Annotated in this window: 20 protein-coding genes; 9 read left to right on the top strand and 11 right to left on the bottom strand. The window is 46.2% G+C overall.

Annotated features, from left to right (window positions below):
* Window positions 1–105 precede the first annotated feature (105 nt).
* From EI981_RS21265 to EI981_RS21240, 6 genes are all read right to left on the bottom strand, one after another.
* A complete protein-coding gene (locus EI981_RS21265; RefSeq protein ID WP_227011520.1) occupies window positions 106–585 on the bottom strand; it encodes a DUF1579 family protein in 480 nt (159 codons plus the stop codon).
* A gap of 326 nt (window positions 586–911) precedes the next feature.
* Window positions 912–1,289 (bottom strand): hypothetical protein, encoded by a 378-nt coding sequence (locus tag EI981_RS21260; RefSeq protein WP_127001643.1) that lies wholly within the window; start codon window positions 1,287–1,289, stop codon window positions 912–914.
* A gap of 571 nt (window positions 1,290–1,860) precedes the next feature.
* Window positions 1,861–2,640 carry a helix-turn-helix transcriptional regulator gene (locus EI981_RS21255; protein WP_127001641.1) on the bottom strand — a complete coding sequence of 260 codons (780 nt, stop codon included), beginning with the start codon at window positions 2,638–2,640 and terminating at the stop codon, window positions 1,861–1,863.
* Window positions 2,641–2,976: 336 nt separating this feature from the next.
* Window positions 2,977–4,449, bottom strand: a complete 1,473-nt coding sequence (gene rlmD, locus EI981_RS21250; protein WP_127001639.1) for a 23S rRNA (uracil(1939)-C(5))-methyltransferase RlmD — start codon at window positions 4,447–4,449, stop codon at window positions 2,977–2,979.
* A gap of 176 nt (window positions 4,450–4,625) precedes the next feature.
* Entirely contained in the window at window positions 4,626–5,225 is a 600-nt protein-coding gene (locus EI981_RS21245) for an acyl-CoA-like ligand-binding transcription factor (protein WP_227011519.1), read from the bottom strand.
* Between the two features lie 176 nt (window positions 5,226–5,401).
* On the bottom strand, window positions 5,402–6,925 hold the full coding sequence (locus EI981_RS21240; RefSeq protein WP_127001637.1) for a DHA2 family efflux MFS transporter permease subunit: 1,524 nt from the start codon (window positions 6,923–6,925) through the stop codon (window positions 5,402–5,404).
* Window positions 6,926–7,153: 228 nt separating this feature from the next.
* On the opposite strand from EI981_RS21240, the gene recQ reads away from it, so the two are divergent.
* The 5 genes from recQ to EI981_RS21215 all read left to right on the top strand — a co-directional run bounded on the left by recQ (window position 7,154) and on the right by EI981_RS21215 (window position 13,615).
* Complete coding sequence (recQ, locus tag EI981_RS21235; protein ID WP_127001635.1) at window positions 7,154–8,998, top strand: DNA helicase RecQ; 1,845 nt, start codon at window positions 7,154–7,156, stop codon at window positions 8,996–8,998.
* A 15-nt stretch (window positions 8,999–9,013) separates the two neighbouring features.
* Window positions 9,014–10,804, top strand: coding sequence for a B12-binding domain-containing radical SAM protein (locus EI981_RS21230; protein ID WP_127001633.1), 1,791 nt, complete (start codon window positions 9,014–9,016; stop codon window positions 10,802–10,804).
* A 222-nt stretch (window positions 10,805–11,026) separates the two neighbouring features.
* Window positions 11,027–11,263: a hypothetical protein gene (locus EI981_RS21225; protein WP_127001631.1), complete on the top strand. Its 237-nt coding sequence runs from the start codon at window positions 11,027–11,029 to the stop codon at window positions 11,261–11,263.
* A 45-nt stretch (window positions 11,264–11,308) separates the two neighbouring features.
* A complete protein-coding gene (locus tag EI981_RS21220) occupies window positions 11,309–12,421 on the top strand; it encodes a nitric oxide synthase oxygenase (protein ID WP_127004861.1) in 1,113 nt (370 codons plus the stop codon).
* 18 nt (window positions 12,422–12,439) lie between these two features.
* Window positions 12,440–13,615: a glucosaminidase domain-containing protein gene (locus tag EI981_RS21215; protein ID WP_127001629.1), complete on the top strand. Its 1,176-nt coding sequence runs from the start codon at window positions 12,440–12,442 to the stop codon at window positions 13,613–13,615.
* A gap of 68 nt (window positions 13,616–13,683) precedes the next feature.
* Here the strand turns inward: EI981_RS21215 and EI981_RS21210 are convergent, their stop codons facing one another.
* Genes EI981_RS21210 through mnmL form a run of 3 tightly spaced genes read right to left on the bottom strand, consistent with a single transcriptional unit; the run spans window position 13,684 to window position 16,202 of the window.
* Complete coding sequence (locus tag EI981_RS21210; RefSeq protein ID WP_127001627.1) at window positions 13,684–14,613, bottom strand: alpha/beta hydrolase; 930 nt, start codon at window positions 14,611–14,613, stop codon at window positions 13,684–13,686.
* Between the two features lie 55 nt (window positions 14,614–14,668).
* The gene (gene mnmM / locus EI981_RS21205) at window positions 14,669–15,250 is read right to left on the bottom strand and encodes a tRNA 5-(aminomethyl)-2-thiouridylate-methyltransferase MnmM (protein WP_127001625.1); all 582 of its coding nucleotides are present in this window, start codon (window positions 15,248–15,250) and stop codon (window positions 14,669–14,671) included.
* Between the two features lies 1 nt (window position 15,251).
* Window positions 15,252–16,202 (bottom strand): tRNA modification radical SAM protein MnmL/YtqA, encoded by a 951-nt coding sequence (gene mnmL / locus EI981_RS21200; protein ID WP_127001623.1) that lies wholly within the window; start codon window positions 16,200–16,202, stop codon window positions 15,252–15,254.
* Window positions 16,203–16,648: 446 nt separating this feature from the next.
* Here mnmL and trmB point away from each other — a divergent pair, with 446 nt between their 5' ends.
* Window positions 16,649–17,407: a tRNA (guanosine(46)-N7)-methyltransferase TrmB gene (gene trmB / locus EI981_RS21195; RefSeq protein WP_127001621.1), complete on the top strand. Its 759-nt coding sequence runs from the start codon at window positions 16,649–16,651 to the stop codon at window positions 17,405–17,407.
* A gap of 149 nt (window positions 17,408–17,556) precedes the next feature.
* Here the strand turns inward: trmB and EI981_RS21190 are convergent, their stop codons facing one another.
* Window positions 17,557–18,711: an MGDG synthase family glycosyltransferase gene (locus EI981_RS21190; protein ID WP_193556394.1), complete on the bottom strand. Its 1,155-nt coding sequence runs from the start codon at window positions 18,709–18,711 to the stop codon at window positions 17,557–17,559.
* Between the two features lie 50 nt (window positions 18,712–18,761).
* On the bottom strand, window positions 18,762–19,289 hold the full coding sequence (locus EI981_RS21185; protein WP_127001616.1) for a phosphatase PAP2 family protein: 528 nt from the start codon (window positions 19,287–19,289) through the stop codon (window positions 18,762–18,764).
* A gap of 580 nt (window positions 19,290–19,869) precedes the next feature.
* Here EI981_RS21185 and EI981_RS21180 point away from each other — a divergent pair.
* The 3 genes from EI981_RS21180 to rpmI all read left to right on the top strand — a co-directional run bounded on the left by EI981_RS21180 (window position 19,870) and on the right by rpmI (window position 22,150).
* Window positions 19,870–21,108 (top strand): glycosyltransferase family 2 protein, encoded by a 1,239-nt coding sequence (locus EI981_RS21180; RefSeq protein ID WP_127001614.1) that lies wholly within the window; start codon window positions 19,870–19,872, stop codon window positions 21,106–21,108.
* A gap of 268 nt (window positions 21,109–21,376) precedes the next feature.
* A complete protein-coding gene (infC, locus tag EI981_RS21175) occupies window positions 21,377–21,874 on the top strand; it encodes a translation initiation factor IF-3 (protein WP_127001612.1) in 498 nt (165 codons plus the stop codon).
* A 75-nt stretch (window positions 21,875–21,949) separates the two neighbouring features.
* Window positions 21,950–22,150, top strand: coding sequence for a 50S ribosomal protein L35 (gene rpmI, locus EI981_RS21170; RefSeq protein ID WP_068780125.1), 201 nt, complete (start codon window positions 21,950–21,952; stop codon window positions 22,148–22,150).
* Window positions 22,151–22,163 lie beyond the last annotated feature (13 nt).

Genomic DNA, 22,163 nt, shown 5'->3' with positions numbered 1-22,163 from the left:
AGGAACGAGCTGCTTTTATTAGTTTTCCATTCACTTTACCATTTCGGAGTACTCATTTTCTCAAAATCAAGACTTTTGCAGATATCTCTATTAAGGTTTTATTTTTTACAATTTTTCTTTAGTCAACTTGATATCCATCCAAGGTTGCCAATTAGAACCGTCACTTAATAATTCCCATTTTCCCTTTAAGGTGTTACCATCACTGCTGAATTCGCCCGTAAAGCGTTCCAATTCACCATTAATCGTCCAGAAACGATCTCGTAGATTTGCTAGGTAAGCACCTGCGTTTCCTTGATTGTCGAAAGAACGAGTGAAATACGTCTTTTTCGAAGAATCATAGCCGATGATCTCCGTGGTTTTGACCACTTCATTACCCATGTGTCCATCCACTTTGTGAATAAGGAAAAACCCCCCAGGTAGCCATTCGTAAGTGTCCACAGCAATTAGTCTGGCTGCAGGACTGGATGAAGTAGCCCTAATTTCCCCTTCCGTATTCCACTTACCGACAAATATCTCTAGAAGTCTGTGCTCGGGACCAGGACTGGGTAGTTGCTGTAGATCTTGGGTTTCGTCAATCATTGTCATGAAAATATCCTCTTTTCTTTGTTTTCATAAGTTTATCTCACATAATTACTATCAGCTTCTTCTCGATTGCTAAAAATTTGTCATAGCTTTTTTATTCGATTAACTGACCCGATTCTACAATACAAGGTGCAAATCTTTATTCCGATCCACTTTACAAATTCAGATTCGCATCTAAAATACTTTATTTTCGATTCCTATAGCTCTTTTTGGGAAATAACATCGAAGTAACGTTTGCCACTACCTAATATGACTATATGAATAATGATTCGTAATTCATCAAGTAAAACAACATTTATCAATGCACAGGCTTTGAATGTCTTTGAAATTCAAGTAATCTCATTTATACAATAAGAATCAATTCTTTGCAGTTCATTGCTATCGTTAAAAGTATAAACATCACAGGCTGAAACGAAAGATAATTGTTCACCATTACGAATAAACTCGCCTGTTCCGTTTACTACAACAATATTATTTTCTGCGATAACATTCCACGTAGAGAACTTAGTGATTACACTATTGAAATAACTAGCAGTTCGCTTACAATTTTCTATAACTGCTTCATTACCTACCAAGGCTTTATCACCAACGATATTCCATTCAATTTTTGTTGCTAAGTATGGAAAAACGGGCTCGAAATTACCGTTAGAAAACGATTTTGCTATATGTTTTTCGTAAGGATATGACTTCCAGAAGTCATATTTCATTCTCTCCTCGACTAATGATTTGATTTTGCCTATGTCTTATTTATCATAATTCACTATGCACAAGAAATAATTCTGCAAGCTGTATTTTCACCCCCAGAATAGTGTTTTTAACTGTACAGGCCTATTATAGCAAAAATGTCCATGCATCATTTCTCATGGATTGCTGTTTAAAATCATATTTATTTATACTGACATTCTCCAGGTGCTATTCTTGCGCTTAAACCTGCCATTCAGTTGGGCAGTAAAATAAGCAAGCTAGACTTGTACGATTCAGCTTATGCCAAAAACGGGACAAGTCTAAATGAATTCAAAGAGCTGAGTCAAGAGTTACTCGAATTGCTTGACCATGATAAAAATGAAGAAGGGTTGATCCATTTCGTGGAAGGTATCAGTATTTCTAAAGAAGTGATTCGCGGAATGTTTCAGCAATGCACGAGGTCGCAAGTCAGTTGAGCGGAGCAATTCTAAACGCTGAATACAATAAGCTTGCGGGTGAAGACCATATGCCCATCCCTAAAGTGATGCTGCAAATTCTCTCAAACATTTTAAAACAGTAGCTTACAGGTACTTGTTAAGTTACTCGATTGAGAAACCTTCCCATCAATAGTGGGAGTGAAATTAGAATTGGAGGGTCGTCCAAACGCGGAGTATAGAGCATAACTTTCTGAAAAGGTACGGGTTTATCTGATTCGATTATGATAGGATCTTTTGTTCTAGTTCGCAATGTGCTGTGTGGGAGTATGAAGTCTACGGTCTGTGACCCCCAAGAAACGGATGTAGCCATAAGATAATACGACCCCGGTTTGACATCTGTGAAGCAAAAGTCACCTAGCTTCCGCAGTAATGTTCCATATAAAGGTAGACCTTCTGGAATTGGTTTGGGAAATAATCCAACAAGTACGATACCATCAAAAGGAATCTCTGCTTTAATGTTACCCTCTAATTTAGCATATTGAGATCGTTTATTAATGGATACTTCCCAATTATTAAATTGATGTAAGGAATGTAAATAATGTTCTGACATCACTGGTGAATTTCGAAATTCTGATGGTGTCATCCCCACTCGTTCAGTAAATCGTGTTGTGAAGGTTCCAAGACTGCTTTGTCCAACTTCCAATGAAATATCGCGAACACTCAGATTCGTATGTATTAATAAATCCTTTGCATGTTGTAATCGAAGGGTAGAAACATAATACTGAGGTGGAACACCCATTCTTTCCTTGAAAATGCGAATGAAATGGTAAGGGCTGTAGGCTGCATAACGAGCCAATTCGGTAAGAGAAATGGGTTCGTAAATATGTTGTTTGATGTATTCAATTACTTTATCGATTTCTAAATACTTTCTCTCCACCCTTACACACCTCGTAAAATTTGGTCATAAAACATAATTTCAGAATACTACAATAAATGTAAAACTGCCACTTGTTATTCTCATTGATTGAACAACACGTTCTTTCATTTCGCCACTCTCTCGCAAAATGGCCTTTTAATGAAAAAGAGTGATGATCTATATTCCAGATAAGCGCCCGATTGTAGAAAGAATCACATTCCAGACAGACCTGCTATTACATAAAGTTGTTTTGATTTTATAAAACCCATCAAAATGTTTTTTTCGTTTACCTGTCAGTTAGCTTAAAAACAGAGCCTAAGTATACACAAACATAAAATTGAGCAAAACTGTCACATCTCATTCTTTACGCACCATCAATATTAGACACTCCACATGACTCGTCTGCGGAAACATATCCACCGGCTGCACCCATTCCAGGGAGTAGCCGCCGTCCAGCAGGTCCTTGCAATCCTTGGCTAGCGTAGACGGATTGCAGGAGACATAGACGAAGCGCTTCGGCTTCGTGCGCAGCACCGCTTCGATGAAGCGGGAATCCAGACCGGTGCGCGGCGGGTCAGCGATGATCACGTCAGGGGAGAAGCCGCTCTTCACCCAGCGCGGTAGCAGCTCCTCGGCGTAACCTTCGTAGAAGGTGGTGTTGGAGCGCCCATTACGAAGCGCATTGGCCTTGGCATCTTCGACTGCCTCCGGGATCGATTCGATTCCGCGTACCTCGCCTGCATAGGGAGCGAGCCACAGTCCGATTGTACCCGTACCGCAATAGGCATCGACGACCGTCTCCTTGCCAGTTAGTCCGGCGGCAGCTCTTACCATCTCGTAGAGCTTCACCGTCTGCAGCGGGTTCAACTGGAAGAAGGCGCGCGGAGACAAAGTGAATTCCAGGTCGCCAAGCGATTCTTGAATGCTATCCTCGCCCCACAGGATTACCGTCCGATTACCGAATACCAACGAAGTGTTCTTCGGATTGATATTCATTGCGATACTCGTCAGCCCGGGAATTGCGAGCCGCAATTCCTTGATTAATTGTTCTTGCTTCGGCAACTTGTCGCTGCTTGTTACGAATGTAATTTGCAGTTCCTCCGACTGAAATCCGAAGCGGACTACGATAGTACGAACCAGCCCCTGATTGCTTTTCTCCTTATAGACAGGGATTTGCAACCGCTGCAGTACTTTGCGGGCCAGATCAACGGCTTCATTCACCTTCGGATGCTGAATCGGGCAACCGGTAATATCGACCAATTGATGGGAGTCAGCCGCATACAGCCCGGCAATCATGCCATCAGGGCCCATACCAAGTTGCAATTGCGCCTTGTTCCGGTACCCCCAAGGATGTTCCATACCAAGGATCGGCTTCATACGCACATTTTCAAGTCCAGCGTAGCGCGAGAAGGCTTCGCGTACGATGTCTTCCTTTGCTGCCATTTGCCCTTCGTAGGATAAGTGTTGGATTTGGCAGCCTCCACAAATATTAAATACGGGACAGGGGGCATCCATCCGATAAGGGGATCGCTTCTCAATCTGCTTAAGCTCAGCCGCGATAAATCTATTTTCTACCTTGGTGACCTCCGCCTTGATGACCTCTCCTGGCAGGGCCCCGTTAATAAATACCGCTTTTCTCCGGTAGTATCCGACCCCTTCGCCATTAATACCTAGCCGTTTGATCGTAACGACGATGCGGTCTCCTGCACGCAGCTCTTCCGCTGAATCACGACTAGTGACTCGGTCTGGGGTAGGCCGCTTTTGCTTCGGACTATTTTTAGAATTCGGTTTTGAGGTTGTATTTGCTTTATGATAAGGTTTGCCTTTCATCTTAGATCTCCATCCTGAATCAGTTTGTTTAATGCAAATGATACAGTGTAGCGTGTCCATGGTCAATAAATCGCAATTCAGTCATTTTAACTACATATGCTAATTTAACACCAAAAACACCAAAAAGCCCAAACCCAATAAACGAGGTTTGGACTTATTACTGTATTATTATAATTCTATAGTAGCAATCCTTGTTCCAGTAGGGTCAAAGACTCATCCAGCAATTTTACGAAATCTGCTTCAGGGTGTTCCGCGTAATAAAGCATCACTGACATGTTGACTCCCATAACGGCGCCGGCTAGCGTTCGAATAGCCAAATTATCCTGCTTATTTCCCATTCTTTCTGAAATAATTTTAGCGAGCAATTCCATGGTTTGAGCCAAATTGTTTAATGATGCTGCACGGAGTGCGGGCACAGTCATGATCAGTTGGTTACGTTCATTCATCGTCGTAAACTCATCATCTGACATTTGATCCATAGCTGATTTCATGGCGTTGCGTAAAGCTTGAAGTGGGTTAAGATCGGTAGGTTGATCTTCAAAAGCTGAGATAAGAAGGGGATCATAATTATCAGTAGTCACCACGTCTTCTTTAGTTGCGAAATATCTAAAAAAAGTACTCGGAGATATTTCTGCTGCCTCAGCAATCTGCTCTACTGTAGTTTCGTGGTAACCAAATTCTTTGAATAAACGCAGTGCGTGCATCTGAACTGCTGCCATGGTCTTCGCTTTTTTACGTTCTCGCAACCCAATGGTTTTATGGTTATCCCCCGACACCCTGTTCACTCCCCAAAGGTATTTTGCTCGAACTCTTTTTTCGATTCGTCAATAGCTTCTATATTTATAGTCCTAACCAACAAAGGACATGAAAATCGAGCAATATCATAGAGATAAGTTTAGCATGTCTACGGAATGGTAGGCAAGTTCCTACAATAGTTGATCCCCTAACTTGCTTATTCTCCTATTGAATTTTGTTCATGCTGCGGTATTCTGCTGGAGTCTGTTTTCTTTTGTATAAAAGTTATGGTTAGCAATAAGCCAATGACTGCTGCTCCCCCGCATACCCATAGCATCATTTCCATTCCAGTGATGAAGGAAGCGTGCACTGAGTTCAATAAAGCTGGCGAGCCGATTTTCTGAGCTACGGCTGTACCTGCAGATACGCTGCGCTGCACAATTTCTGTAACATCCTCCGGAATACCGCTCAACTCAAGGTTATTTCGATAACTGGAGCTAAGGATGGTCCCGAGAATGGCAACCCCCATCGTTCCGCCTACTTGTCGTAAGGACATAATTAATGCCGAGCCTACGCCGCTGCGTTCCGCCGATAGTGGCGACATCGCGACGTCCATTGCCGCGGGTAAGGCCAATCCAATCCCAAAACCAACAATAGTGACCCATATTGAGGCAAAACCGTACCCACTATTCATACTAGTATTAGCCCCAAACGCTAAGCCGGCAGACAGTATTAAGAAACCAAGAGTCATAGTAGACCGGGTACCTAGTTTGGATTGTAGTTTATCGGATACGGGGGCTCCAATCAAAAGGCCAAAAACTAATGGCAATAAGCGTAATCCGGAATTTAATGCGTTAACACCTTGAACGGCTTGAAAATATTGCGGTGTTACGAACAATACTCCAAACATGATAAAGGATATGACAGCAGCCAGTATTGAACCCCATGTGAATTTGGATGACTGAAATAAAGATGGATCAATAAGTGGCTGTTGGCTGCGTTTTTCCCACAGTATGAAAACGACTAAGCACAATATCCCGCCAATGATTGTAGATAATGTTGTGATATCTCCCCATTCTTTTTCACCGATTTCAATGACTCCGTATGTCAAGCTGACCAGGCCAAGACTCGAAGCAAGAATCCCGATTGTATCTACTTTTTGATTTACTTCGCAGCGTGATTCAGGCAACAAGATAGAAACGGCGATTAAGGCAATGATGACTAATGGGATATTGATAAGGAATACGGAGCCCCACCAGTAGTTATTCAGCAACCAGCCTCCCACAATTGGCCCCAGTGGAATACCGAGCGCATTCGCCATCATCCATACGCCAATTGCTCTAGGACGCTCTTCCTCAGAGAACAACACAGGTATGATCGACATGGATAATGGGACCAATAATGCAGCACCCAAGCCTAGAAGCGCACGTCCTACGATCAACTCCAAGGATGAACTAGCGTAAGCACATCCAACAGAAGCCAATCCAAACACCAGCAAGCCAATAATCAGCAGTCTCTTTCTCCCCAATCGGTCACCTAACAAACCTGCTGGCAGAAGCATAGCAGCAAATATTAGGTTATACGCATCTGCGAACCATTGCAGATCCCTATTCGTTGCATGCAGATCGGTAGCAAGGATAGGCAGGGCGAGGTTAAGAATGGTCATATCGAGCCCGACCGCAAGGATTCCCACTGCGAGAGCACCCAAGACCCACCATCTTCGATTTCCTTGATTAATCATGACAGTTACCACCTTTCGATATTGAAAATCTAATGATAGATTATATCTTTTGAAAGTTAATGTCAAAATATTTATGTGAACCCGTAATCTGATAAGATTCGGGGCCGCTGATGGAAGGTTGAAGCGAGGATTGCTCAGTTGCTCATTTTCTAAAAGCCCAGTAAACTTAATTTATGTTAGTTATGCTCCCGAAAGAGGGGCAGGAACGGTGTAATAAGGAGATATGATATGAGAACAGAGCTGCAAAGTATGGAAGAAGCCAAGCAATTGCTGCAAAAATATTACGGCTATCCCGATTTCCGCGAGGGCCAGCGTAAGATCGTATCGAGTGTGCTGTCTGGGGCGGATACGCTTGGCATAATGCCGACCGGGGGCGGGAAATCAATCTGCTATCAGATTCCGGCGCTAATGCTACCAGGGCTTACACTAGTGATCTCGCCGTTGATCTCCTTAATGAAGGATCAGGTGGATGCATTGCTCGCGGCAGGAGTATCCGCTGCTTACATTAATAGTACCTTGACCGGCAAAGAGGTTAATGAACGGATTCGTGCTGCTAAGCGCGGTGAACTTAAGCTGCTCTATGTCGCTCCCGAGCGGCTCGAGCTTGACTGGTTCCGCGAGGAAATGAAGGAACTGACCATCTCGATGCTGGCCGTTGATGAGGCGCACTGTGTATCTCAGTGGGGGCATGATTTCCGGACGAGCTATCTGGCGATTACGCCTTTCGTGGCAGAGCTGCCGCGGCGTCCAATCGTCGCAGCCTTCACGGCAACGGCGACGCCGGAGGTCATGGACGATATGATCGGATTATTGAAGCTTCATGATCCGTCTGTGTTCGTAACTGGTCTTGGCCGAGACAATCTAGCCATGTCCGTGCTGCGTGGGGAGAATAAGCGGGAATTCGTACTGAATTACGCCAATACTCACGGCAGTCAGCCGGGTATCGTGTATGCCGCGACGCGTAAAGACGTGGACGATCTGTATGAGCGTCTGCGGGCATCGGGAATTCCGACAGGACGCTACCATGCGGGCTTGCCCGATCAAGAGCGGGAGGAGAACCAGGAGGCTTTTCTCTATGACGATATTCGCGTTATGGTAGCGACGAACGCTTTCGGCATGGGTATTGACAAATCCAATGTCCGTTATGTAATTCATTACAATATGCCCAAGAACATGGAAGCTTACGTACAGGAAGCGGGTCGGGCCGGGAGGGATGGCGAACCGAGCGAATGCATCTTGCTGTTCAGCGCCCAGGATATTATGACCCAGAAGTTCCTGATCGAGCAGAATCCTCAGGATGAGACGCGCAAGCACAATGAGTACCGCAAGCTGCAGCAAATGATAGAATATTGCTATTCTACCAAATGTCTGCGCTGGGGGATGCTTGACTACTTTGGCGAGGAGCATGATCATTCACTGTGCGGCATTTGCAGCAATTGCCGGGATGAGCGCGAGCTCGTGGATGCTACCACGGATGCTCAAATCATCTTCTCCTGCATCCATCGGATGAGGGAGAGATTCGGCGTAGCACTTGTGTCTTCCGTCTTGAAGGGATCTCAGAACAAGAAGGTGCTTCAATACAGCTTCGACCAGCTATCTACCTACGGTATGATGCGACGGCGGACAGAGAAGGAGATCTCCGAGCTGATTAACGTATTGATCGCCGAGGGATATTTATCGCTGTCTGAAGGCCAATATCCGATCGTGAAGCTTGCGCCGCTAGCAATTGATGTGCTAAAGGGCAAGCAGCAGGTGATGCTGCGTGCACCGGAAACACCTCAGACGGCGGCTGCGGGATCGAGCGGTGGTACAAGGCGCCGAGGCCGTAATTACGACGATGGGCCATCGGCGGTGAATGAGACGGTGTTCGAGCAATTGCGCCTGATTCGTCGTGACTTGGCCGAGAAGGAACGGGTTCCGTCCTATATTATTTTCAATGATGCGACCCTACGGGAAATGAGCGTAGTCTGTCCGACATCCGAGACGGATATGCTAAGAATAAAGGGCGTCGGCGAAGTGAAGTTCCGCAAGTACGGCGCGCCTTTTCTGAAGTTTTTTCAAAATATGGAATAGGGTTGTGAACCGAGCATGAAAGTCATCTTGACTACATTAAACGCAAAATTTATTCATACCTCTTTGGCGATCCGATTACTCAAGGCTTACAGTGGCCATGAGTTCGATATCGATCTGGTAGAGTACACGATTAAAGACCCGGCGATGAATATCGTGTCTGATCTGTATCAGCGAAAGCCGGATGTCATCGGATTCTCCTGTTATATCTGGAATATGGAAGAGACGCTCAAGCTTGTAGATTTATTAAAAAAGGTGCTGCCCGACACGTTCATCGTGCTCGGCGGTCCCGAGGTGTCCTACGATACAGAGTACTGGATGAATCGTTGTCCGAACATCGACGCGATCGTGATGGGGGACGGGGAAGAGACGTTCCATCACTTATTACAGGAATTGTCTGGTGAGCGCAAGCTGCATTTCGTATTTGGGGCTGCGTATCGCAAGGGTGATGAGGTCATCGTCAACCCGGGACGGCCGAAGTCGGATCTGGACACGCTGCCTTCACCGCACCGGTTTCCCGAGGATCTTCCGAACCTTAGCAAACGGATCATTTATTTCGAGACGAGCCGTGGTTGTCCGTTCAGCTGTCAATTTTGTTTGTCCAGCATTGAGGTTGGGGTACGATACTATGATATCGAGCGTGTGAAGTCGGATATCATGTATCTGATCGATAATGGGGCAAAGGTTATCAAGTTCCTCGACCGGACGTTCAACATTAACCGCAGTTATGCGATGGAGATGTTCCAGTTCCTGATCGATAACCATCGCGGCTGCGTGTTCCAGTTCGAGATCACCGCTGATATTATGAGGCCGGAAGTACTTGATTTTCTGGCTGAGAATGCACCGCCGGGAATCTTCCGTTTTGAAATCGGCGTGCAGTCGACGAATGACCCGACGAATCTGCTGGTGAAGCGTCGGCAGAACTTCACCAAGCTGACGCGTACCGTGACCAAGATTAAAGAGAGCGGCAAAATCGATCAGCATCTTGACTTGATTGCTGGTCTACCGGAGGAGGATTATTCGACCTTCCGCAAGACGTTCAATGATGTGTTCGAGATGCGCCCCGAAGAGCTGCAACTCGGCTTCCTGAAAATGCTGCGCGGCACCGGACTCCGTAATGATGCTGATAAGTATGGATATACGTTCATGGATCATGCGCCATATGAAATATTGAGCAATGATGTGCTTCCTTTCCGTGATGTAATCAGGCTGAAGCGGCTGGAGGATGTACTGGAGAAGTATTGGAACGATCACCGCATGGATCATACGATCGAATACCTCATTTCACAGGAATTCACGTCACCATTCGATTTCTTCCAGGAGTTCGGTGACTATTGGGAAGAACGGGGCTGGCAGCGGATCGGCCATCAGCTGGAGGATTTGTTCTCTCGGCTGTATGAATTCCTAACCCAGCACGGGCTTAAAGAGCCAGAGATCGTGCTTGGCTTGATGAAGCTCGATTACTATTTGGGACATAAGTATAAGCCGCGCAAAATATGGTGGGAAGACCGCATGCATAAGCATGCACGGAACAGCTACTTCAAGGCTCTGGCTTCAGGTGAGATGGATATACCTATCGAGCTCGCTGCAAGGAATCTGGACGAGCGAGAGCTTATGAAATATGCGGTCATTGAGGAGCTGCCATTCTCGCTTACCGATGTTCTAGGAGGCAAGTCTACCATGCTAGATGTCGCTGCAGAAGCCAAGGAAGGCAACGGAACACTGCTTATTGTTCTGTACCAGCAGGAAGCTGACGAGCATCCGGTTTACTATCCGCTTCCGTTAACTGTGGCAGTTGTGCAGGAATAAGATGCTTCTGTGCCCTGGGAAGGGTGCATTGCATTGGTGAGCTGTCCTAAAATTCTTCGATGAATCCAAGTTAAACATGTTAAATCAAGAAAACAGGAGGCATTAAAACTTCCTGTTTTTTTCTACATGTTTCTGCATATATAGAGTAATTAATTAATTTAAAGTACAATATTACTGGATAATGATCATAGATGATATCAAGATTACGTATAAGGAGACTTCATGGGAAACTATCAAATATGTGATTTCTGCGGTAATTTATCGGAGAGAAGAAGCCGGAAAATGTGTCCGAGTTGTGAGGACGCCTACTTCAAAATTCGCAGCATCGCCGAGGTTAAACCTGATATGATGGTGATCGATATATCTCGGCAGACAGGAATTAGCGTAAGTAAGATTATTGCCTTTGCTCAAAAAGGCTTCTTCATCTTGAAAGAGGGAACTATCGAAGGACTCGACTAATGTTGATAGCTTAGAGTTTAAGTGGAGGTGTCATTATTGAGCATCATGGACACAGAGACCAATAAGCGGGATAAAGAAAGTGATCGTATCCTCTATGTCAAAGCCGAGGAGTTCATCCGTCAATGTTATGGCGAATTGAATAAATCGGAGGAAGAGGCTAAGCGTCGATTGGCTGGGATTGAGGCGGAGATAGAACGCTTGGGAACTTATGAATTAACCTATGAAGAACTGGAGCACGGGGCAAAAATGGCCTGGAGGAACAGCAATCGCTGTATAGGCCGGTTGTTCTGGGATTCTCTGAACGTAATCGATGCACGGCGCTTGTCCACAGAGGAGGAGATCGTGGAGGCATTGCTGCAGCATATCGATTATGCCACGAACGGCGGGAAGATTCGCCCGACCATCACGATATTCCATCAATGTACGACCGATCTCCATATTCGCATCTGGAATCATCAGTTGATTCGGTATGCAGGTTATGCTGAAGAGGAGGGAGTCATCGGCGACCCAATCTCTATGGCCTTTACAAATCAATGTAAGCAATTAGGCTGGGTAGGGAAAGAGACTCCTTTCGATCTTCTGCCTATTGTGGTGCAGGTGAATGAACAGCAACCGCAGGTATTTGCCCTGCAAGACGGCTCGATTCTGGAGGTTCCAATCAGGCATCCTGAATATGTTCGCTTTAATGAATTGAATATCAAGTGGTATGGTGTGCCTATCATCTCAGATATGGGGTTGGAGATCGGAGGCTTGCATTTCACGGCTGCGCCTTTTAATGGCTGGTACATGGGAACCGAGATCGGGGCCCGAAATCTTGCCGATGAAGGCAGGTACAATTTGCTGCCCGCGATGGCTGAGGCGATGGGATTAGACACGACATCCAACCGCTCCTTATGGAAGGATAAAGCTATGATCGAATTGAATGCCGCCGTGCTGCAGTCCTACCGTGAAGCAGGTGTGAGCATTGTCGATCATCATACAGCGGCAGAGCAGTTCGCTCTGTTCGAGCAAAGGGAGGCGAAGCAGGAACGCGCTGTCACTGGGAACTGGACTTGGTTAATCCCGCCGATGTCGCCGGCAACCACGCATATATGGCATAAGCAGTACGATAATTCGTACATCACTCCCAATTTCTATACGCAGGATAAATGCTATTAGTAGGGATGGGATACATAAATGCAACCATTTATTTTATCGGATGGAGAAGCGGTTCGGCTAAAGAAGTACATAGAGAAAAAGTACGTGGATCTTGACTCAGAGCAGAGACGGGCTATTTGGTCAGATGCAGCTCATCGGGTCATCGACAGCCGTCTGCCCTCTTTTCCGGATGAAGTGAAGGAGAAGGTACGATTTGAGCTGCTGAACAAGCAGAGGGATACGCTGATCCTTCATCAGGATGATGCATTGCGTGAGTGCCTGACTCTGGATTTGAATCAGGATGAGTTGTTGGGTGCTCTGACAGTATGGGTAAGCAGTAGATCCGCCGTGCCTTTGGAACGTGAGAGACTTAGGGATACCCTATTACAATGGTCCCAGCATTCACCCGATCAAATCTCCTTGAACGCGTTGGTGGAGGCAAGGTCCCAAGCTTCAGATGCCCCTCAGCACATGAATGAGGCTAGCTGCGTCGCTAAAGAGATAGCTGTATCTGTTGAGACAGCCAACATGGCGAATATGGCAGATTTATATACTCCAACAGCCCCTAGAAGATGGATGGTCCGCCCTTGGGCCATGATGGCGATAGTCTCAAGTTGTGTGGCTGCTGCGATCATCCTTGTGTTCACAATGAACAGCTTCCGGAACGAGCAACCTACGGCCGGAGCACAGACATATCCAAGCGTGATGGAGATTATGCTGCGCGATATTCGTGAGCGGGAGAGCTTGCGGAGAGCTGGTGGTATTCCTGCCGAACTTCGCTATATGGATGTGGATAAGAAGCGATTATCACTATTTTTACAGGATAGAAATTCTTTGCTGGCTGAAGAACCGTATCTGTCAGCGATCATTGCATCGGCGAAGCGATATGATGTTCATCCATTACTGTTGTTCGCGATTACGGGACAGGAGCAGGGTTTTGTGCCGAAGGATCAAAAGCAAGCGAAGCAAATAGCGAATAATCCGTTCAACGTATTTGGCAGCTGGGAGAGTTATAACACGACCATCGAGGTATCGGCTGATATTGCTGCCAAGACGGTCAAGAATATAAGCAGTCGTCGTCTGGGAGATGATCATCCGATTCAATGGTTGAATCAGACCTATGCGGAGGACCCGGAATGGTGGACGGGCGTAACCTGGTTATTCAATACGATGCGGCAACAAATCGAGGGGAAATCCTTTGAGTGGGCGAAGTAATTAGCCTCCAAAGAGTTTCCCCTGTTCATTTTTATAACGAAACTACAGAACGCTATTGCACTACCACATTAAGATACATGTCGCTCCAGCCAGTTAATAACATTGTTTGTGACCTCATCGCGGTTGATCTCATTAAGCATTTCATGTCTTCCGCCAGGATATAATTTCAGTTCCAGGTCCTTTATGCCCAATTGTTCATATAATTGCACCAGTCGTTTGACGCCAACGCCGCTTAATCCGACCGGGTCGTGATCACCGCAAAATATGTAGACCGGCTTATCCTTCGGAATCTGGCTTACATGGTCCGGACGATGAATATCTCTTAAAATCCCGAATAAGCCTTGGAAGAATTCCGTACTACATAGGAATCCGCAATAAGGATCGGCAATAAATTTGTCGACTTCCGCCTCGTCACGGGACAGCCAATCAAAGGCCGTTCGTACAGGACGGAATTGGCGGTTGAAGCTGCCGAAGGAGATTGCATTCATAAGTACACTCGGATGGCTTGGTCCCCGCAGCTTCATCTGTAGCTTGGAAAGCCCTTCACCGAAGCCGAGAAAAGCTCTCGGTCCGTTGGTTCCTGACAGTATAAAGCCGGTATAATGCTCGGGTGCAGCGTACATCACCTTTTGCGTCAGGAAGGACCCCATACTGTGGCCCAACAAGAAGAGAGGCAAATTCGGGTGCTTACTGTGGATTATATCTCTTAATTTCGTCATATCCCGGACCATACCGTTCAAACCGTCCTTACCGGGCCATCCCAGCCCGGATTGATTCGCTGCCGTCAAGCCGTGACCGCGGTGATCACCCGCGTACACGAGGAATCCGGAGGCGGTGAGCGCCTCCGCGAAACGGGCATAGCGCTTGGCGGTCTCCGCCATACCGTGGGCAATCTGCACAACGCCGCGTAACGGCAGCATCGTATCGTCCGGATACCAATGATAGACGAACACGGGTTGATCGGCGTCGTTTTCGAAAGTAAAGGTGTTCTCTTGCATTTATAAGGACACTTCCTCTCCCAATTAGCCTGTTATGTCTAATTCCAGTTTACAGTTATTTCTTCTCGATCGCTATGAGATAAGGTGCATGCGGGCGTTGAATTTGTCGGTACAGAATCGTCTGGCCGATCGATGAAGGCAGGTTCGCCGCCCAGGCATGTACAGCCTCGGCCTCTTGGTCCCCGCCAGGGTGTCCTGGATAGAGGACGATCGTTGCGATCCCGCGCGGGCGCAGAAGTGAGACAGCTGTCTCCAGTGCGGCGATCGTGCTCTCTGGTAGTGTGATCAGCGATTGATCAGCCTCTTCGACCGGCAGGTAACCCAGATTGAACATAACAGCCCCAATCTGGCCGCGGGTCGAGCTTGGAAGCTGTTCCTTCATCTCGGCATGGCTCTGCTGCAGCAAGGTGACCTGGGCCAGTTCATCACCGGATTCGCGATCCAATCTCTCCTGGGTTAGACGGAGCGCTTCAGCCTGAATATCGAATGCCCACACGAGACCTCTTCGTCCGCAGGCTTTGGCTAGAAACAAGGTGTCGGCTCCAGTGCCTGCGGTAGCGTCGATAGACAATTCTCCAGGCTGGAGTCTGTCTGCGACCAGCTTATGAGCAAAGCTTAGTACGGATAGAAAGCCCATCTTAACCCCTCCAATACTTGCCTTGCCAGGAGTCTCTGTTCTTCAGTTCGGCGTCGATCGCGTTCAGCACTTCCCATTTCTTCAGGCTCCACGTCGGCCCGATCAGTAAATCACGCGGCGCATCCCCGGTTAGACGATGAACAATCATTTCTGGCGGCAGGAATTCCAATGTGTCCACAATCAGCTTCACATATTCATCCATCTCTAGGAAACGGAGCAGTCCTGCTTCATATTGCTTGACCATCGGTGTCTTGCGCATCAGATGAAGCAGATGAATCTTAATGCCCTGAACATCCATTGCTGCAACTGCACGGCCGGTATCGAGCATCATCTCATGTGATTCCTGAGGCAATCCGTAGATGATATGAGTGCATACGCGGATGTTTCGCTTTCTCAGCTTCTCAACAGCGTCCACATAGCATTGTGTATCATGGGCCCGGTTAATTAGTTCAGAGGTTGTATCATGGATCGTCTGCAGTCCCATTTCCACCCATAGATAGGTCCGTTCATTGAGTTCGGCCAGATAATCCACGACATCATCAGGCAGACAGTCCGGGCGCGTAGCTATAGAGAGACCAACGACCCCGGGCTGTTCAAGAATTGCTTCGTAATATTCACGAAGAACCTCGACCGGAGCGTAAGTATTCGTATAAGCTTGGAAATAACCGATATATTTGGCATGCGGCCACTTTTGATGCTGTTTGTCGCGAATTTTGTTGAATTGCGTCACTAGATCATCTCGCCTGCTGCCTGCGAAATCACCAGACCCCCTTGAGCTGCAGAAGGTGCAGCCGCCCTTGGCAATGGAGCCGTCCCGATTCGGGCAGGTAAATCCGGCATCTAGCATCACTTTGAACACTTTATCGCCAAATTCATGCCGCATCTCGTAGTTCCATGTATGGAATCTTTTGTCAGACCAGAGCAGTGGGGAAGCAGATAATGAGGTATTCATTGAAAAACTCCTTTATTTGTCACAGAAATATGCGAATTAGTATCATGACTAGCAAAGTCAGCCTTCTGACAGGCTCTTACGAGTTTATTGTATCAAAGTTCAATTAAAAAAGGGAATGAAGGCCTACGTACTTTTCTTGCGATGGTTAACTGATTATGTTATTTTGATTGTAATAACATTCGTTGGACCCCAATTCCAAAATATATGAAAAAGGAATCTTTCCCACTGTCTCCCCGGCGGTATGGAGGGTTCCTTTTTCTCTGTTACTCTTTACTTTTCCGACGAACTTCGGCACAATATTTCAGTAATCGGTTTATTTTGCAAAAAGCAAAAAGTGATCCAAAGTGGAAAATCTTTTGAATGATCTCTGTAATAGTGCATGTTCAAAAAGACGGACTTTTTGAACAACCTCTTATAGTATAATCACAGGAAAGTGGAGGAATATCATGCGTTTACGCGGTAGAAAAGGTATTAGGGAAAATCTGGAGCAGCAGCCTGAACTGGTTGTGCTTGATCCCAAGCAATATAAAGGACGTTGGTCCGAGATGTTCGGCAACGATCGTCCGATCCATGTGGAGCTAGGCATGGGCAAAGGTCAGTTCATTAGCGGTATGAGTGTCAAATATCCGGATGTGAACTTCATCGGGATGGACATGTACGATGAACTGATCCGTCGCGGCAGTGAGAAAGTACGCGCGATTCAGGGCCAAGTTGATCAAGAAGAGGCTGATGAGCCGGATCGGGCAATTGAAGTCACTCCAGCTGGCGAAGGGAGTTCATTCAATGTTCGGCTTGCGCTTGGCAATGTGGAACAGATCGAGGAGATATTCGCACCTGGAGAGATTGAGCGGATCTACTTGAACTTCAGCGATCCATGGCCGAAGAAGAAGCATGCCAGAAGACGTCTTACGCATCCGCGTTTTTTAAATAAATACCGTTCTATTCTGAACGAGAATGGAGAGATCCATTTTAAGACGGATTCACGTTCTTTGTTCCAATTCTCGCTTAATTCTTTCGCTGCAACGGGTCTGCAGATGAACGATATATCGCTTAGCCTACATGAGGGCGGCATTAACGAGAAGCATGTGATGACCGAGTATGAAGGCAAGTTCGTCGGCAAGGGGATGCCGATTCACCGCTGTGAAGTCATTATTGGAGAAGCAGCTTTAAGACGCTATCATGAACATAAGATGGATGAATTTTAATTATTAAACTTCTAAATGCTGCTCTAATGTGGTTACGACCGCATGAAGCAGCATTTTTGATTAATATAACGCCAAAACGCCCTCAGCATAATTAGTGCCGAAGGCGATTATTGTCGCATGTTGCCGAAAACGTTTAAGTAAACAGGCAACTATTTAATTTCTTGATTGTCCATTTTCCATTTGTGATTATCTGCCAGCAGATCCAGTATCGCCTGAGCACTCTGCATGGGGTGATAGCTAGCGATATGTTCTAGAACTTCTTCACGGGTACGGAGCACTTCAGGATAATTGTATAACAGACGATGGATCCAACCTTCGATATCGCCCAATGAGTGGATCTCGGTTCCCCAACCCTGCGATGCGAAATATTGCGAATTCTCTTCTTCCTGGCCAGGAAGGGGCTTATGGAACAGCATGGGAATTCCCTTCGCCAAGCCCTCGGTACAAGTCATGCCTCCGGGCTTCGTAATTAACAGATCAGCTACTTCCATCAATTTATCAACCTCTTTAGTGAAGCCGAGTAGATGGATGTTAGGGTGAATGTACCGCGGATCCTTTTTCATTTTCTCAAGCTGTTTCGTGTTATTGCCGAAGCAAAATATAATTTGAATCTCATTGCGATAGGAAGCTAGCAAGGAATTGACAGCTTCATCCTTCATAAAGCCCCAACCGCCGCCCATAACGAGTACCGTAGGCAAATTGTTAAGAGCAAACTGTGCCCGGATATCATCCTTTTGATGTCTCTCCCAGAAGTTAGGGTGTACAGGAATGCCGGTAATTTGAATTTTTGATGCACCGACACCGCGCTCAAGAAGCTTCTCCTTCACTTGCTCGGTCGATACGAGATAGCGATTCACTTCACGGCTTACCCATGCTCCGTGTACGTCATAGTCAGTGATAACGGTGCACAGTGGTACATCAAAGCCAAGCCGCTTGATCCGGGAGATCACGACGCTTGGGATTGGGTGAGTGCAGACGATGACATCGGGACGCAGCTGACGGATGATCTGTAAAGTTCGCGTATAAAATATCCGATGAAGTGCCAGCGTCGTCAATCGGTTTAAAGATTTATTATAATTGCTGCGATACATCATGCGAACGAGCCGAGGCTGGGAGGAGACCGTCTTCTTATAGGCAGTTATAATGACCGGCGCTACTCTAGGGTTGAGAAAACTACCCAATTCCAGCACTCTCGTCTGAACATGTGGAGCAATTTTGCGTAAACTGCTGGAAAGTGCATATGCCGCTTGCGTATGACCTGCTCCAAACCCCTCAGATAAAAGCAATACTCTTTGTTTTTGCACTTTGGTTTCACCTTTTCCTGCAAGGTTTTCTACCAACTACAATATCCCGTTTACGCCCATAATGCAACAGTTCCGAACGCTACAGAGGAACCGATTACGGCCCCTGCAAGCACGTCGGACGGGTAATGAAGCCCCAGATAAATTCTGGATATTCCTACGACCAGAGCAAGCGGACCAAGAACAATAATGAGCGATGGCATGACGACCATAAACGGCATCGTGACTGAGAAGATCGCTGTTGTATGCCCGGAAGGGAAGGAATGGTCCGTCAGCGGATTGGGAAAAGTATTCGTGCCAGGAAGTGCCAGATATGGGCGAATGCGCGGATATACTTTCTTGGCTATAGCTACAGGAATATGACTTAAAGCCAAGGCAACCAAGGCCTGAATACCTAGACGACTCCAAGGATTCGCGCTGAAATACCAGATCAATAAAGTGGCAATAATAGTAAACCAGGCTCCACCTAGATGAGTGATATAATAAAATCCGATACTCAAGGATTTACGATGTAAACGTCCGTTAATTCCTTTAAATATTTTCCGATCGAGAGATGTAAGCTTTTGAAGCAAGGAATTCATAGGATACCTCCGATTTGTAGGGCTCTGTAACGGGCCGAGCAAAATTCATGAGCTGTTCATTTGATGATCGATGCTTCATCAGTTTGTAGCATGGCATTTCCGAGTTAGACTTATCATATTTTTATTTCGCGGCCTTTTCAAGGGTAGGGCGCTATTTTTTGATTTCTGGTTCAAGGCGCATTACAATGTTTTAATGATAACAGACTTCTGTAAACAATATTGGAGAATTAAGTAACTTTTTTGTGTTGTTTTCGTTATTAAGAATGAGCTGGAAAACCAAAAAATTTAACACTGCGTTAAAAAAAGGGGGTCTGAAGAAATAAAAACCGTCAAAAGTGATGAAAATAAGACCATACTGCACTGAAAAAGAGTTGCAGTGGATCATGCATGAATAAAAGCTGGCTCCGGCCGATATTTCCGCTAGGGAGGCGTTACATCGTTTTTGACAAATGTGCCGAAGTCGTGGAAAATCGTAATGCAATGTAAGAAAATGTTTTTCAGAAATAATGAAGAAGAAGGGTCAAAAAAAACTCCGTAAAACAAAAATAAGAGATGGAGTTTAAGGGGGTACAAAAACAACATGTTTCAGGCTATTTTGATTGTACTGCAGGTTGTGCTCGCTGTTGTAGGGATCTATCAGTTCGGCTTATCATTGTTCGGCTTGTACAAGAAAAAGAGCAAAGTACATTACGAACCACAAAAATCATTTGCCGTACTTGTAGCAGCGCATAACGAAGAGAAAGTGGTAGGGGCCTTGATGGAGAACCTCAAGCACCTGAACTACCCAAAAGAGTTGTATGATGTGTTCGTAATTTGCGATAACTGTACGGACCGTACGGCTGAGATCGTTCGCAGCCACGGTATGAATGCCTGCGTTCGCAGCAACCCGAATTTACGTGGTAAAGGCTATGCGATCGAATGGATGCTGAAGGAATTGTGGAAAATGCCCCGTCAATATGACGCGATAGTAATGTTCGACGCCGATAATCTGGCTCATCCGGATTTCCTGAATGAGATGAACAATGATCTGTGCAGTGGCGCGCGTGTCATTCAGGGCTATATCGATACAAAGAATCCAGAGGACTCCTGGATTACTGCTGCATATGGAATCTCGTATTGGTACTGTAATCGTTTGTGGCAGTTGTCTCGCCACAATCTGGGTATGGCGAATTTCCTTGGTGGTACGGGCATGTGCTTTGAGACTAACCTGCTGAAGGAAATGGGCTGGGGCGCAACCAGTCTTGTAGAGGACCTCGAGTTCACGATGCGTTGTGTTGATCGCGGTGTATATCCGGTGTTCAACTACGATGCCAAGCTGTTCGACGAGAAGCCGCTCACGTTCAAGGCTTCGGCACGCCAGCGTTTACGCTGGATGCAAGGGCACTTTACGGTTGCCCGCCGCTACTTCTTCCCGCTGCTGTGGAAGAGCATCAAGGAGCGTAATCTGGTCAAGCTGGATATGGCGCTCTATGGTGTGAACGTATATATCGTTCTGCTTACGTTTTTGCTGACTGCGGTCATTTGGGTCGACCAGTCACTGCTTAGCGGGCCGCATTTGGATACCTTGTATGGTTACATGCCGCTGTGGATTTCGTTCGTGGCAATCGCCGCCAACGTATTTATTTTCTTGGCAGCGATGATTTTGGAGAAGGTTAAATCCAAGAAGGTCTACGCTTATTTGATCTTGTTCCCGATTTACCTGATCTCCTGGTGGCCGATTACGTTCTATGCTTTCTTCACACAGAACAACAAACATTGGAGCCATACACAGCATACCAGAGTGGTGCGCTTGGAAGAGGTTCAGAGCAAGCAAGGCTAATATTTCGGATTCAACTCTTGACATAGGATATAAGAGTATGATACATTAATTAGCGGTTATTATTTAGGATTGCAAGCAGAGGCCGTGGCTTCTCACCTGTCCGACGTATTGTTGGCTGGTATTGATCCGTTAATTGATGAATGTAAATTCATGACGAATTGACGATCAAGTGGGATGCGGGCGTTGACCTGCATCCCTTTTCTTTTGAAGATATCGGTTGTAAGACCAGAATATTTTTCGGAGGTGGAGAACTATTAGTAAGGAACATATGATCAATGATGAGATTCGTGCGAAGGAAGTCCGCTTGGTAGGTGCTGAAGGTGAGCAAATTGGCATTAAGCCGATCCGTGAAGCACTGCAGATGGCCATGGACTTGAACCTTGATCTCGTTAACGTAGCCCCTACAGCTAAGCCGCCGGTATGTCGGATTATGGACTATGGCAAATTCCGCTACGAACAGCAGAAGAAAGAGAAAGAGGCTCGCAAGAATCAGAAGGTTGTCGATGTCAAGGAAGTTTGGTTCCGTGCCAACATTGAGGAGCATGATTATCAGACCAAGCTTCGCAATGTTATCAAATTCCTGAAGGATGGCGATAAGGTAAAATGTTCGGTACGCTTCCGCGGCCGGGAAATTACCCATGCTGACATTGGGAAGAAGATCCTTGAACGAGTTAAGGATGAGGTAGCAGAAATCTCGTCAATTGAACGCATTCCAAAATTGGAAGGCCGCAGTATGATTATGATTTTAGCACCTAAAAGCAATTAATCGAGCGTTTCATCAGAGAATGCTCTGAGCAATCTCTGATGAGCACCGAATCACACAATTTGAGGGGGATATACCATGCCTAAAATGAAAACCCACAGCAGTCTGAAAGGACGCTTTAAAATTACTGGAACGGGTAAAGTAAGACGCTACAAAGCGAACCGCAACCACTTGCTGTCTCACAAGTCCAAACGCGGCAAACGTGTATTGGCTAACAGCCCAGTAGCTTATTCGGGTGACGTTAGCCGCATGAAACAGCAGCTTGCAAATTTGAAATAATCTAACACAACTT

Source organism: Paenibacillus lutimineralis, from assembly GCF_003991425.1.
In the GTDB taxonomy this organism is placed as follows: Bacteria; Bacillota; Bacilli; order Paenibacillales; family Paenibacillaceae; genus Fontibacillus; species Fontibacillus lutimineralis.
Note: the sequence above shows the minus strand (reverse complement) of the source record. Positions and strands in the feature narration are given on the sequence as shown.